At 59.9% G+C, this 13,195-nt stretch carries 10 protein-coding genes; 3 read left to right on the top strand and 7 right to left on the bottom strand.

Annotated elements, in window-relative coordinates; all coding sequences use genetic code 11:
• Positions 1–102: 102 nt before the first annotated feature.
• Complete coding sequence (locus DTW90_RS24385) at positions 103–774, top strand: DsbA family oxidoreductase (RefSeq protein ID WP_149341529.1); 672 nt, start codon at positions 103–105, stop codon at positions 772–774.
• Between the two features lie 42 nt (positions 775–816).
• On the opposite strand, the gene DTW90_RS24380 is transcribed toward DTW90_RS24385, so the two are convergent.
• The 4 genes from DTW90_RS24380 to DTW90_RS24365 are packed head-to-tail and all read right to left on the bottom strand — an operon-like array spanning position 817 to position 5,674.
• The gene (locus DTW90_RS24380; RefSeq protein WP_149341528.1) at positions 817–1,563 is read right to left on the bottom strand and encodes a dienelactone hydrolase family protein; all 747 of its coding nucleotides are present in this window, start codon (positions 1,561–1,563) and stop codon (positions 817–819) included.
• A gap of 38 nt (positions 1,564–1,601) precedes the next feature.
• Positions 1,602–5,105 carry a transcription-repair coupling factor gene (gene mfd, locus DTW90_RS24375; RefSeq protein WP_149341526.1) on the bottom strand — a complete coding sequence of 1,168 codons (3,504 nt, stop codon included), beginning with the start codon at positions 5,103–5,105 and terminating at the stop codon, positions 1,602–1,604.
• Positions 5,102–5,419, bottom strand: coding sequence for a succinate dehydrogenase assembly factor 2 (locus DTW90_RS24370; RefSeq protein ID WP_149341524.1), 318 nt, complete (start codon positions 5,417–5,419; stop codon positions 5,102–5,104). Before DTW90_RS24370 ends, mfd begins: the two co-directional genes overlap by 4 nt.
• A gap of 27 nt (positions 5,420–5,446) precedes the next feature.
• The gene (locus DTW90_RS24365) at positions 5,447–5,674 is read right to left on the bottom strand and encodes a hypothetical protein (protein WP_149341522.1); all 228 of its coding nucleotides are present in this window, start codon (positions 5,672–5,674) and stop codon (positions 5,447–5,449) included.
• Here DTW90_RS24365 and DTW90_RS24360 point away from each other — a divergent pair.
• The gene (locus DTW90_RS24360; RefSeq protein ID WP_149341520.1) at positions 5,673–6,671 is read left to right on the top strand and encodes a serine hydrolase; all 999 of its coding nucleotides are present in this window, start codon (positions 5,673–5,675) and stop codon (positions 6,669–6,671) included. The two genes, DTW90_RS24365 and DTW90_RS24360, sit on opposite strands and share 2 nt — an antisense overlap.
• Before the next feature lie 126 nt (positions 6,672–6,797).
• Complete coding sequence (gene recG, locus DTW90_RS24355) at positions 6,798–8,903, top strand: ATP-dependent DNA helicase RecG (RefSeq protein WP_149341518.1); 2,106 nt, start codon at positions 6,798–6,800, stop codon at positions 8,901–8,903.
• Here the strand turns inward: recG and DTW90_RS24350 are convergent.
• The 3 genes from DTW90_RS24350 to glmU all read right to left on the bottom strand — a co-directional run bounded on the left by DTW90_RS24350 (position 8,859) and on the right by glmU (position 13,152).
• Complete coding sequence (locus DTW90_RS24350) at positions 8,859–9,599, bottom strand: DUF502 domain-containing protein (RefSeq protein WP_149341516.1); 741 nt, start codon at positions 9,597–9,599, stop codon at positions 8,859–8,861. The two genes, recG and DTW90_RS24350, sit on opposite strands and share 45 nt — an antisense overlap.
• Positions 9,600–9,761: 162 nt before the next feature.
• On the bottom strand, positions 9,762–11,588 hold the full coding sequence (gene glmS, locus DTW90_RS24345; protein ID WP_149341514.1) for a glutamine--fructose-6-phosphate transaminase (isomerizing): 1,827 nt from the start codon (positions 11,586–11,588) through the stop codon (positions 9,762–9,764).
• 202 nt (positions 11,589–11,790) lie between these two features.
• Entirely contained in the window at positions 11,791–13,152 is a 1,362-nt protein-coding gene (glmU, locus tag DTW90_RS24340) for a bifunctional UDP-N-acetylglucosamine diphosphorylase/glucosamine-1-phosphate N-acetyltransferase GlmU (RefSeq protein ID WP_149341512.1), read from the bottom strand.
• Positions 13,153–13,195 lie beyond the last annotated feature (43 nt).

Here is a 13,195-nt window from a genome sequence, read left to right as displayed (position 1 = left end):
CCTATCGCAAATGTTACGGGTTCCCTTTTGGTAACCGGTTGAACCGGCGGAGCAAAGGGCATAGATGCAGGCAGACTCCACACCTGCCGAAAGGAAAAAGCCATGGAACGCATTACGATCGACGTCGTCTCTGATGTCGTCTGCCCCTGGTGCTATCTCGGCAAGGCGCGGCTCGAGCTGGCGATCGCCGAAGTGCAGGACGAGGTCGGTGTCGACATCAACTGGCGGCCTTATCGCCTCAATCCCGACTATCCGCCCGAGGGCGTCGACCAGAAAAGGTCGCTGGAAGAGAAGCTCGGCGGTCCTGAACGCGTCGCCAAGGGGCATGAAATGCTGACTGGCCTCGGACGCGAAGTCGGCATCAAGTTCAATTTCGAAGCCATCAAGATCGGGCCGAATACGCTCGATGCCCATCGCCTGATCCACTGGGCGACGACAGAGAGCCGCGAGATACAGGAAAAGGTCGTCACTGCCCTCTTCAAGGCGAATTTCGAAGAAGGCCGCAATGTCGGCGACCATGCGGTGCTGCTCGACATCGCCGAGAAGTCGGGGCTCAACCGTTCCGTCATTGAGTCGCTGCTTTCCTCCGACGCGGACAAGGATCTGATTGTCGCCGAAATCGAGGCTGCACAGAAAATCGGTGTCAGCGGCGTGCCGTTTTTCATCTTCGATCAGCAATATGCCGTCAGCGGCGCCCAGACGCCCGACGTGCTTGTCAATGCGCTCCGCGATATCGCCAAGGCAAAGAGCGAGGCCCGCGCCGGCATGAACTGACCGGTGCGGTCCTAGGCGTGCGTTTGAATTGCACGCCAACTGCTACTTCGACAATTCCGAAAGAAGGAATCTTGCGGCGCTGTCGTAGGCTGCTTTGCTTTGGGATGTTTTCAACTTCAAGAAGAAGTCGTGTGGACCTTCGTAAACGTCGAGCTTCGCCACTCCACCCAGCCCCTCGGCGATCTCGTGCAATTTTCGTCCCGTTGATAATGGGAAAGTCCGGTCTGCCCGACCCCAGATCAAAAGCAACGGCGGCAGCGAACTTACGGGCTTCGAATAGCCCTTGGGAAAGCCGCCATCCACCAGCACCAGAGCTCCGATGTCGGTTGTATTGGATGACGCGGCCGCGGCGATTTCCGCGCCCAAGGAAATGCCGACAACCCCTATTTTACCGACGCGGTAGGGTGCGCTGCGAAGATAAGAGATGACATCCTGGACCGCCGCGATCCAAGCCAACTGGCGTGTTGCGTAATAGCCGATACGCGCATTTGCACTGCCGGCGTTTGCGATGTTTTTCAAATCGATCGGCGAAAGCACATGAACCAGGTAGGCATCCAGACCGGCTGCCTCAAAAGTTTTGCCGATATCATCGTAAGCAGGAGAACCGAAGCCGGCGCTGCCGCTCAGAATGATCACGGCTGGCCGCGACACGCCCGCGTCTTTCCACCTCTCGACCACGACAGCACCATTGCTCGTTGGCACCGTGATGGACAGGCGATCAGCAGCGCTGACGTCCGCGAATAATGTCAAATGCAGGAACGAAGACACAACGGCAGCGAGCGAACGCATCAAAATCCTCTGCCATGGCTCCTGCGGGTTCAGCCGGCTTATCCTTTCGCCAGCTCCGCCAACTGTGTCATGACGACGGCAGCACCCTGCAGCCGTTTTTCCGGCGTCGGCAGGTCGCGCGTCAGGAAGACGCTGTGGTCGGGACGGATCTTCGCCATGGTGCCCTGCTTGGCGATATAGCCGACGAGATTCGCCGGGTTCGGGAATTCCTTGTTGCGGAACTGCACGACGATGCCCTTCGGGCCGGCGTCCAGCTTCTCGACATTGGCGGTGCGGCAGAGCGACTTGATGTAGACGATCTTCAAGAGGTGCTGCACCTCTATCGGCATCGACCCGAAGCGGTCGATCATTTCAGCGCCAAAACTGTCGATCTCCTTCAATTCCGTGATCTCGCCGAGGCGACGGTAGAGCGCCATGCGCAGATGCAGGTCCGGCACGTAATTGTCCGGGATCATGACCGGCGTGCCGACCGAAATCTGCGGCGACCAGCCGGTGTCCTGGATCTCGTCGACGCCCTTCACCTCGGCCACGGCCTCTTCGAGCATCTGCTGATAGAGCTCGAAGCCGACTTCCTTGATATGGCCCGATTGCTCCTCGCCGAGCAGGTTGCCGGCGCCTCTGATGTCGAGGTCGTGGCTTGCCAGCTGGAAGCCGGCGCCGAGCGTATCCAGCGACTGCAGCACCTTGAGCCGTCGCTCGGCAGTCGTCGTCAGCACCTTATTGACCGGCAGCGTGAAGAGCGCGAAGGCGCGGACCTTGGAGCGGCCGACACGGCCGCGGAGCTGATAGAGCTGCGCAAGGCCGAACATGTCGGCGCGGTGGACGATCAACGTATTCGCCGTGGGGACATCGAGGCCTGACTCTACGATGGTCGTTGAGAGCAGGACATCGTAGCGGCCTTCGTAGAAGGCATTCATGATGTCTTCCAACTCGCCGGCCGGCATCTGGCCGTGCGCAACTGCGACCTTCAGTTCCGGAACGTCCGACTGCAGGAAGGCCTGGATGTCGGCGAGATCGGCCAATCGCGGGCAAACGTAGAAACTCTGGCCGCCGCGATAGTGCTCGCGCATCAAGGTCTCGCGGATGACGAGACTGTCGAAAGGCGAAATGAAGGTACGCACCGCCATGCGGTCGACCGGCGGTGTGGTAATCAGCGACAATTCGCGGACGCCGGTCATGGCGAGCTGCAGCGTGCGCGGGATCGGTGTTGCCGAGAGCGTCAGCACGTGTACGTCGCTCTTCAGCTCCTTCAGCCGCTCCTTGTGCTTGACGCCGAAATGCTGCTCTTCGTCGATGATCAGCAGGCCGAGATTGGCGAAGTTGATGCCGGCGCCGAGCAGCGCATGTGTTCCGACGACGATATCGGTCTTGCCGTCGGCGACCTCCTTCTTCGTCAGCGCCAGGTCCTTCGAGCCAACGAGACGCGATGCCTGCTGCACCCGGATCGGCAGGCCGCGGAAGCGCTCGGAAAAGGTCTTGAAATGCTGGCGGGAAAGCAGCGTGGTGGGCACGACGACGGCGACCTGCACGCCATTCATGGCCGCGACGAAGGCGGCACGCAGCGCCACTTCGGTCTTGCCGAAACCGACGTCACCGCAGACGAGGCGATCCATCGGCCGGCCGGCGCCAAGGTCTGTGCGCACAGATTCGATGGCAGCGTCCTGATCTTCCGTCTCATCATAGGGGAAGCGAGCCGCAAACTCGTCGTAGAGGCCTTCGGGTGTCGTGAGAACCGGCGCATGGCGCGTCAGGCGCTCGGCTGCGATGCGGATCAAGGCATCCGCCATATCGAGCAGGCGCTTCTTGAGCTTGGCCTTGCGCATTTGCCAAGCGCCGCCGCCCAGCTTGTCGAGCATGGCCTCGGTGCCCTCGCCGCCATAGCGCGACAGCAAGTCGATGTTTTCGACCGGCAGGAACAGCTTGGCGTCGTCGGCATACTGCAGTTCGAGGCAGGCATGCGGCGCGCCGGCAGCCTCGATAGTCTTCAAGCCGACGAAGCGGCCGATGCCGTGTTCCGCATGAACGACGATCGAACCTTCGTCGAGGCCAGCGACCTCGGAGATGAAGTCGGCCGCGCGCTTGCGGCGCTTGGACCGGCGGACCATGCGGTCGCCGAGAATATCTTGCTCGCCGATGACGACGAGATCGCCAGCTTCGAAACCGGATTCCAGGTTCAAGACGGCGGCCGCCGCCTCGCCCCTGGCAAGCCCGGCCATTTCCTTCATGGCGCCGATCGTCTTGATGCCACCGAGCCCGTGCTCCGCCAGAACCTGCAGCAGGCGGTCCAGCGATCCTTCCGTCCAGGCGGTGACCAGGACCTTGGCACCGCCGGAGCGCCGGTCTGCGATATGCTTGACGACGGAATCGAAGACGTTGACGCGTTCGCTATCGGCATTTTCGCCGGCAGTGCGCGCCCAGCGCTGACCCTGCCGGGCCTCGACATTGACGACGCGCCTCGCCTCGCCCTCATGCTCGTTGAACGGCGAGACGCGGATGGCGTTGAAGGCATCAAGTGCCGTGGCGAAACTCTTGCTGTCGAGATAGAGCTGGCCGGGCGTAACGGGCTTATAGGGCGTGCCCTGCGCCATTTGCCCCTTGGTTGGCTGGCCGGAATTCAGGCGGGCGTCGTAATAGTCCAGCACCAGCTTCGAGCGCTCTTCTGCGGCTTCACGAGCGGTATGGTCGGCGACCAGCCGGAAGCCCTTCAGATAATCAAAAACCGTCTCCAGCTTCTCGTAGAAGAGCGGCAGCCAATGTTCCATGCCGGCATAGCGGCGGCCCTCGGACACGGCGACGTAAAGCGCATCGTCGCGGGTTGCCGCGCCGAAAGACGAAAGATAATTCTTGCGGAAACGGCTGATCGTATCCGGCGTCAGCGTCACCTCGCTCATCGGATTGAGATCGAGGGAACGCACTTGCCCCGTCGTGCGCTGGCTCGCCGGATCGAAGCTGCGGATGCTTTCGAGCGTATCGCCGAAAAAGTCGAGGCGAACCGGCTCTTCCGTTCCCGGCACAAAGACATCGAGGATGCCGCCGCGCACGGCATATTCACCCACTTCGCGGACGGTGGCGACGCGGTCGAAGCCGTTGCGCTCCAGACGGCCCGCAATATCGTCCATGCGAAGCTGGTTGCCGGGTCTTGCCGAGAAAGCGAGGCTTTCGATCACATCCTGCGGCGCCACCTTCTGCAGCATGGCATTGACCGTAACGAGAACGATCGCGGGATGCGGCTTGTGATGATGCGCGATCAAACCACTCAACGCAGCAAGGCGGCGGGCGGATGTATCGGAGCTCGGCGACACCCGGTCATAGGGCAAGCAATCCCAGGCTGGCAGCGTCAGCACCGGAATTTCGGGCGCGATGAAACCAAGCATCTGCTCCATGTCGCCCATGTGCTGGCCATCGGACATGACATAGGCGACCGGCTGTCCCGACTGCGCGAGTTCTGCCAGCAACAGGGCTTCCATGCCTGATGGCACGTTGCCGATCGTCAGTGGTTCGGCAGCGGCTGCCAGTTTCTTGACGTCAAGACCAGGGATCATTCTGCCTTCCCAAGAAGAGCGGCCGTCACCTCCTCGAAATCCGGCTTGTAGGAAGCCAGGCGAGCAAAGAGCGGCGTATCAAGATGGGCCGGCACCGGCAACGTGCCCATGACCCAGCGGACGAGATCATTGTCCTCTTCCGCCATGATGCGTTCGAACTCATCGAGATCGGCCTCTGGCAGCGTCGACAATTCATTGTCGGCGAACTGGCCGAAGACCAGATCCATTTCCCTGATACCGCGATGCCAGCAGCGAAAAAGAATGCGCCGGCGCCTGACATCAAGATCGGCACTGCTGAGGGTGACGCCTGTCATGAAGAAACCTTCCCGTTGAAGCGCTCTCTATAAAACATTGCTTTGAAAGGTGGGAACCGCTTTTTCGGAAAAAAGTGTGCCGGGCGGGAAATTTGGGAGAGGTTGGCACAGATCAAGATCTACCGGAATCAGACGAAAGGCCCCAACGGCGATTGTACTCGCCGATAAATTGCGTATTCTGCCTGATAAAACTAAACGGTGATATTTTACTTGCATTCCAGGTGTTTCAGCAATTTTAGATAGGTCAAATTTCATGTCAGGCATTTTCCCGAAGCAGGCTTGGGACGAAGTCGATGCCCAGCAGCGCGGATGGCGCCGAGACCTTCTTTCACGTGCAGAGCAATCGGCGATGGAATTCGGCACGATCAGCGGCTTCATCATTCACAAGGGCACTGTGATCGCCAGCCACGGCGATCCGCAGCGGAAAATCCTTATCCGTTCCATGAGAAAGAGCTTTCTCAGCGCGCTTATCGGCATCGAGGTCGAACGTGGCAGAATACGTCTCGATGACACCCTGGCGGAACTTGGAATTGACGACGTCAATGGTCTTACCGCTTCGGAACAGCAGGCGACGGTCAGACAACTCCTTCAAGCGCGATCAGGCATCTATCATCCGGCTCTCGCTGAATCGAAGGAGATGCTAGCCACCAAACCTCCGCGCGGCAGCAGTCAGCCAGGCGATCGCTGGTACTACAACAACTGGGACTTCAACGCTCTCGGCACGATCTATGAAACCGCAACGGGGCAATCGGTCTTCGACGGGGTATACAGGGATATCGCGCTGCCGATCGGCATGCAGGATTTTCAGCCGTCGGATGGCGAATATCTGCGAGGCGATGCTTCCATTCACCCCGCCTATCACATGCTGATGACAAGCAGAGACCTCGCGCGCTTCGGTTGGCTCTATCTCAACCGCGGCCGATGGCATGATGCTCAAGTCGTGCCGGAGACCTGGGTTCACGAAAGCGTCGCGGCTCATTCCTTCGATGGAACGAACGGATATGGCTATATGTGGTGGACGACAGGCCATGATGGCGAGGCGCAGAACACTGCGCCGTCTCCGTATCGAAAACACATGCCGCCGTTTCGCTATTTCGCTCACGGACATCATGGCCAGATGATCGCCGTCATGCCGGAGAAGGAGATCGTCATCGTCCATCTCGCTCAATCCATCGAGCGCTCCAGGGAGCAGAACGAGAAGCTCTGGGCCTTTGTCTCCCTGGTTCTGGAAGCCCAGCCTCCCGCGCCCTAGCAAAACGTCTTCAACTTTTGAAAATTATTGGCATCAAGTTCGCCACAGATTTTTCAGTGGTGTCAGGTCGCCAGTATCCGCTGCGCCCCTTGCCAAGCCCCTGCTCCCCGTCGCATCTTGCCGGCTATGCGGCCTGCCATTCTTGATCCCCTGTTTGCTTCTGTCTCTTCGCTGCCCGGTGTCGGGCCGAAGGTCGCCGAATTTCTTGCGAAGCTGCTCGATCGCGAGGGCGTGGACGATACGAGGGTGATCGATCTCCTCTTCCATGCGCCATCCTCGCTGATCGACCGTCGCGAGCAGCCCGGCATCGCCCGGGCGCCGCAGGGCGCTATCGTCACGATCACGGGCCGTGTCGACCGGCACCAGCCGCCGCCACGCGGGCGAGGCAATGTGCCCTATCGCGTCTTCCTGCATGACGAGACAGGGGAACTGGCGCTCACCTTCTTTCGCGGCAAGGCGCAGTGGCTGGAAAAGCAGCTGCCCATCGGCGAGACCGTGACCGTCAGCGGCAAGGTCGACTGGTTCAACGGCCGGCCTTCGATGGTTCACCCGGACTATATGGTGCGCGAAAGCGAAGGCGAGAACCTGCCGCTGATCGAGCCGGTCTATCCGCTGACTGCGGGCCTCTCGCCAAAATTCCTGCGCAAGGCGATCGAAGCGGCGGTCGCCCGGATGCCCGAATTGCCGGAATGGGACGATGCCGCACTTATTCAGAAGCAGGGCTTCGATGATATTGCAGAGAGCTTCCGCGCGCTTCATGAGCCGCGCGATGCCGCCGATATCGATCCCCAGGCGCCGGCTCGACGCAGGCTTGCCTATGACGAATTCCTGGCGGGGCAGCTTTCACTTTCGCTCGTCCGCCAGCGCCTGCGCAAGGTTGCCGGACAAAGCGTAATTCCTACAGGAAAAATCAGCGGCAAGATATTGAATTCTCTTCCCTTCTCTCCCACGAACAGTCAGACGGAAGCCATTGCCGATATCCTGAAGGATATGGCGGGCACCGAGCGTATGCTTCGTCTCCTGCAGGGCGATGTCGGCGCCGGCAAGACGCTCGTGGCGCTGATGGCGATTGCGGCTGTGATCGAGAGCGGCGGTCAGGCCGTGCTGATGGCGCCGACCGAAATTCTGGCGCGCCAGCACCATGCCACGATCTCGAAGTTCGCCGCCTCCGCCGGCCTCGGGATTGAAGTGCTCACCGGCCGCACGAAAGGTCGCGAACGCGATGCCATCCTTGAACGCATCGCTTCAGGCGAGGCACAGATCGTTATCGGCACGCATGCACTCTTCCAGGACAGCGTCGCTTACGCCAACCTCATGCTCGCCGTCGTCGACGAGCAGCATCGCTTTGGCGTTCACCAGCGCCTGCGGCTGACGGCCAAAGGCATTTCTCCGCATATGCTCGTCATGACAGCGACGCCTATCCCGCGAACCCTGGTGCTTGCCGCCTTCGGCGACATGGATGTCTCCAAGCTCACGGAGAAGCCGGCCGGCCGCAAGCCGATCCAGACGATCACCATCCCGACAGAACGCACCGGCGACATCGTCAACCGCCTGAAGAGCGCGCTTGCCGAGGGCAAGAAGGCTTATTGGATCTGCCCTCTCGTCGAGGAATCGGAGGAGTCCGACCTGATGTCGGCGGAGGAGCGTCACGAAACGCTGAGCAAGGCGCTCGGGCCGGGAATCGGGCTCATTCACGGCCGCATGAGCGGGCCGGAGAAGGACGCCGTGATGATGGCCTTCAAGAATGGCGAAATCAGGCTTCTCGTCGCCACCACTGTTGTCGAGGTCGGCGTCGACGTGCCCGACGCCACGATCATGGTCATCGAACATGCGGAGCGTTTCGGCCTTGCACAGCTCCATCAGCTCCGTGGCCGCGTGGGACGCGGCGACGAGGCCTCGACCTGCATCCTGCTTTACAAGGGGCCGCTTGGCGAAACCGGTCACGCCAGGCTGTCGATTATGCGGGAAACCGAAGATGGGTTCCGTATTGCAGAAGAAGACCTGAAGCTGCGCGGTGAAGGCGAGCTTCTGGGAACCCGGCAATCGGGTACGCCAGGCTTTCGCATCGCGAGCCTGGAAGCCCATGCCGATCTTCTGGAAATCGCCCGCAAGGACGCGGCCTATCTCATCGAACGCGATCCGGATCTGACGAGCGAGCGGGGAGTAGCGATCCGTACCCTGCTCTACCTATTCCGGCGCGATGAGGCGATCCGCTTCCTTCGCGCTGGATAGAGCCTTCTTGCCGACAAAAGGGACTGGCGCTTCCTTGGGCGAGGTCAGCCTCTCCTTGTATTCGGGCGTGACGAGGCCACCGGAAATCAGAAGCTTGGCCCCATCCTCCGCACTCATGTCTAGTACGACGATTTTTTCGCGCGGCACGAAGATCAGGAAACCGGCGGTCGGTACCGGTGTCGGCGGCAGGAATACGCTGACCATGTCATGGCCCATCGCGTTGAATTTCGATGCTATCTCGCCTTTGGCATCCGTGGCGACAAAGACGAGAGACCACAAGCCGGGGCTCGGATATTCGATGAGGCCAACCTTCTTGAAGGAGTTGGACCGTTCCTTGAGCACCGTCTCGAAAATCTGCTTCACACTCTTATAAACCAGGCGCACGAGCGGTACGCGCTGGACCAACGACTCGCCAAAATTGACGATGCTCTGGCCGATGATATTCTTCGCCAGGAAGCCGATGATCGTGATGAAGATGATCGCGATGATGAGGCCGGTACCCGGAACGGCAAAGTCCAGGTAGCGCTCTGGGTCGTAACGCACCGGAATATAGGGGCGAACCCAGCTGTCGGCCCAATGCACGACGGACCAAGTCAGCCACGTCGTGATCGCAATCGGCGCGCAAATGATCAATCCGGCAAGGAAATTGTTTCTGAGCCGTGCAGCCACGGACAATCTGGTGGTCTTTTCGGTCATTCGCCGCTCATGAACTCCGTTCAATCGTCAACCGACTCCGGCAAATCCCCCGTCTGCAAAAATGGCAGAATTCCCCCGCATGCACAATCGGCAAATGGCGCACTCCCGGGCTTCCGCACTCATCTTACGACAAGTTTACAGAAGGCCCGGCAAAGCGCTCAATCATTCCACCGTGACTGATTTCGCAAGATTGCGCGGCTGATCGACGTCGGTGCCCATGAAGACGGCCGTGTGATAAGCAAGCAGCTGAATGGGGAGGGAAAAAATCATTGGTGCGATAATTTCCTCGACGTTGGGCAAAGTTATTGTCGCCATGGTCGGCAGTGTCGAGGCAGCGGCGCCCGCTTCGTCGGTGATAAAGATAATGCGACCGCCACGCGCGGCGACCTCCTGCATGTTTGAGATCGTCTTTTCGAAGAAGCGATCATAGGGGGCGATGACGATAACGGGCATGTTTTCATCGATCAGCGCGATCGGACCATGTTTCAGTTCGCCGGCCGCGTAGCCTTCCGCATGGATGTAGGAAATTTCCTTGAGCTTCAGCGCGCCTTCCATGGCAAGCGGGAAACTGGTGCCGCGGCCGAGATAGAGCACGTCCTTGTACTTCGAGAGTTCGCGAGCCAGGCTTTCCATCTGAGGCTGAATGAGGTTCAGCACACGCGCCATGATGCGCGGCATTTCGGCGAGATGGCGGACCATCGCCTTTTCTTCGTCAGAAGTTACGGTGCCTCGCGCTACGCCAGCGCCGATGGCAAGCGAAGCCAGAACGGCAAGCTGGCAGGTGAACGCCTTGGTCGAGGCAACCCCGATTTCCGGCCCGGCCATGATCGGAAACACGGCGTCGGATTCGCGGGCGATCGTCGATTCCCGGACATTGACGACGGCGCCGATTTTCAGCCCGTTCTCCTTGCAATAGCGCAGCGAGGCGAGCGTATCGGCAGTTTCGCCCGACTGTGAGATGAAGAGTGCGGCCTGGGTGGGCGAAAGCGGCATTTCGCGATAGCGGAACTCGGAAGCGACATCGATCTCGACAGGCAGGCGCGCATAGCGCTCGAACCAATATTTGCCGATGAGGCCGGCCAGATAGGCCGTGCCGCAGGCGGACAGCGCCAGGCCGGAAACATTCGAGAAGTCGATTGCCGATGCATCGCGGTTCACGCGGTTGCTGGCGAAATCCACGTATTGCGACAGCGCGTGAGAGATCACTTCCGGCTGCTCGTAGATTTCCTTTTCCATGAAGTGGCGGTGGTTGCCCTTGTCGACAATAAACGCGGTTGCCTGCGAAATCTGGCGCGCGCGCTCGACCGGATTTCCGGCAAAATCAAGGATGGTCGCGCTGTCTCTGGTGATGATCGCGAAGTCGCCGTCGACCAGATAGGTGATATCGTTGGTGAAAGGCGCAAGAGCGATCGCATCCGATCCCAGGAACATCTCGCCGCGACCGAAGCCTATGGCAAGCGGCGGTCCGGAGCGGGCGGCCATCAGCACGTTGGGATCGCTCTGGAACATCACGACCAACGCATAGGCACCGGTGACACGATTGAGCATCTTGAGCATCGCGGCACGAGCATCGAAGCCCTCGCCCAGGTATTTCGCCAGCAGATGTGCGACGACTTCAGTATCCGTCTCGGTGTCGAAAATGGCGCCCTCGGCCTTCAGTTCCTCGCGCAGTTCGGAAAAGTTCTCGATGATGCCATTATGGACGACCGCAACGCCCTTGACGAAATGTGGGTGCGCATTCGTCTCGTTGGGAACGCCATGCGTTGCCCAGCGGGTATGCGCAATGCCGGCAGTGCCTGGAAGGGGCTCACTATCCAGTTTCTTTTCAAGATTGAAGAGTTTGCCCGGCGCCCGGCGACGGTCCATTACGCCTTCATGGATCGTCGCGATACCTGCCGAATCATAGCCGCGATACTCGAGCCGCTTCAGCGCATCGACCAGCCGTTCGGCCACCGGCTTCGTTCCGACAATCCCCACGATCCCGCACATAGAACTCTCCGTCTTGCTCTGCCAAAACGCCGCGCCGACAGAAGTCGAGGCGCAGTTTAGAAATGGCGCATAATCCCGCGCGAAAGTCGACCCCGGTCGCCGAGTTCTTTCGCATTACGACGGGAGTACTATCGATTTATGGAATTCTCTCAATGGCGTAGCCGGTCACTTTCAGTTTCCGACCGTTACGGAAGTCCAGGGATCAATCCTTGGACTTTTTGGCTGCCTTGAATGCGAGGGCACGTTCCCGGATGAACGTCGCGCGTTCGAGCTTCATCTCCTGTCTCGCCCTTCCCAGAGCGAGCGCGTTAGCGGGAACGTCCTTGGTGATGACACTGCCGGAAGCGATGTAGGCGCCGTCGCCGATACTGACCGGCGCAACGAGCGACGTATTGGAGCCGATAAACGCGTACTCGCCGATATGGGTCTCGTATTTGTTAACACCATCATAGTTGCAGGTGATCGCGCCGGCTCCGATGTTGCTGCCGGCACCTACGGTCGAATCTCCAATATAGGTCAGGTGATTGACCTTCGTGCCCTTCCCGATCTTGCTGTTCTTGACCTCACAGAAATTGCCGACCTTCGCGTCTTCTGCAAGATCAGCGCCCGGACGCAGCCGGGCGAACGGTCCGATCTCAGCACCTGCGCCGACATGCGCTCCCTCGATATGCGAAAAGGAGTGAATGATCGCGTCCGTCTCCACGACAGTTTTCGGGCCGAAGAAGACATTGGGTTCGATGACAGTGTCCCGGCCAATGACGGTGTCATAAGCCAGGAAGACGGTTTCCGGCGCGATCATGGTCACACCCGAAAGCATCAGCTCGTTGCGACGCCGCTCCTGCCAAAGGCGCTCGATAGCGGCCAGTTCCACGCGGTTGTTGCAGCCGGCAACCTCTGTCTCGGGTGCATCCACCGCGACGACCTTGCCGCCCAGCGAACGGGCGATCTCGACGAGATCCGTCAGATAATATTCACCCTTGGCATTGTCGTTGCGAATACGATCGAGCAGATCCAATGCCTTGCGGCCGTTGATCGCCATAAGGCCGCTGTTGCACCAGGTGACCATGCGCTCGGCGTCGCTTGCATCCTTTTCTTCACGGATCGCGATCAGCTCACCGTCCTTGACCAGCAATCGTCCATAACCGGCAGGCTTGTCCGTGTGGAAGCCGATCACAACGATATCGGCACCATCTGCCAGCCCCTGTCGTGCAGCACGCAGAGGTGCATCGGTGATCAGGGGCACGTCGCCATAGGTTACGAGAATATCGTCGTAGCCGGCAGCAATCTCTTCCCGGGCGGCCAATACCGCATGACCGGTACCGAGGCGCTCCGCCTGAAGATGAGGTGTCACTTCGATACCGCCGATGCGAGCGGCCGCGGCGACCTCTTCCGCGTCACGACCGACCACCAGGGCAGCGGATGAGATACCCGTCTTGCGGATTGCTTCCATGACATGACCGATCATCGGCCGTCTGGCGATCGAATGCAGCACTTTCGACATAGAGGATTTCATGCGAGTGCTGTCGCCAGCGGCGAGGATGATGGCAAGGCAGGTGCGGTTCATGTCGCGAGCTCCGATCGATCGGTCGTTTGCCGTCTCATATCAG

Origin of the sequence: Neorhizobium sp. P12A, from assembly GCF_008365395.1 — a bacterium.
Lineage (GTDB): Bacteria > Pseudomonadota > Alphaproteobacteria > Rhizobiales > Rhizobiaceae > Rhizobium.
This window is presented reverse-complemented; position numbering and strand designations above follow the sequence as displayed.

Coding starts and splice junctions, on each gene's coding strand:
- DTW90_RS24370 (WP_149341524.1), bottom strand. CDS start 5,419: ATGACAGGCGTCACCCTCAGCAGTGCCGATCTTGATGTCAGGCGCCGG.
- DTW90_RS24360 (WP_149341520.1), top strand. CDS start 5,673: ATGTCAGGCATTTTCCCGAAGCAGGCTTGGGACGAAGTCGATGCCCAG.
- mfd (WP_149341526.1), bottom strand. CDS start 5,105: ATGATCCCTGGTCTTGACGTCAAGAAACTGGCAGCCGCTGCCGAACCA.
- glmS (WP_149341514.1), bottom strand. CDS start 11,588: ATGTGCGGGATCGTGGGGATTGTCGGAACGAAGCCGGTGGCCGAACGG.
- DTW90_RS24350 (WP_149341516.1), bottom strand. CDS start 9,599: ATGACCGAAAAGACCACCAGATTGTCCGTGGCTGCACGGCTCAGAAAC.
- DTW90_RS24385 (WP_149341529.1), top strand. CDS start 103: ATGGAACGCATTACGATCGACGTCGTCTCTGATGTCGTCTGCCCCTGG.
- glmU (WP_149341512.1), bottom strand. CDS start 13,152: ATGAACCGCACCTGCCTTGCCATCATCCTCGCCGCTGGCGACAGCACT.
- DTW90_RS24365 (WP_149341522.1), bottom strand. CDS start 5,674: ATGAAATTTGACCTATCTAAAATTGCTGAAACACCTGGAATGCAAGTA.
- recG (WP_149341518.1), top strand. CDS start 6,798: ATGCGGCCTGCCATTCTTGATCCCCTGTTTGCTTCTGTCTCTTCGCTG.
- DTW90_RS24380 (WP_149341528.1), bottom strand. CDS start 1,563: ATGCGTTCGCTCGCTGCCGTTGTGTCTTCGTTCCTGCATTTGACATTA.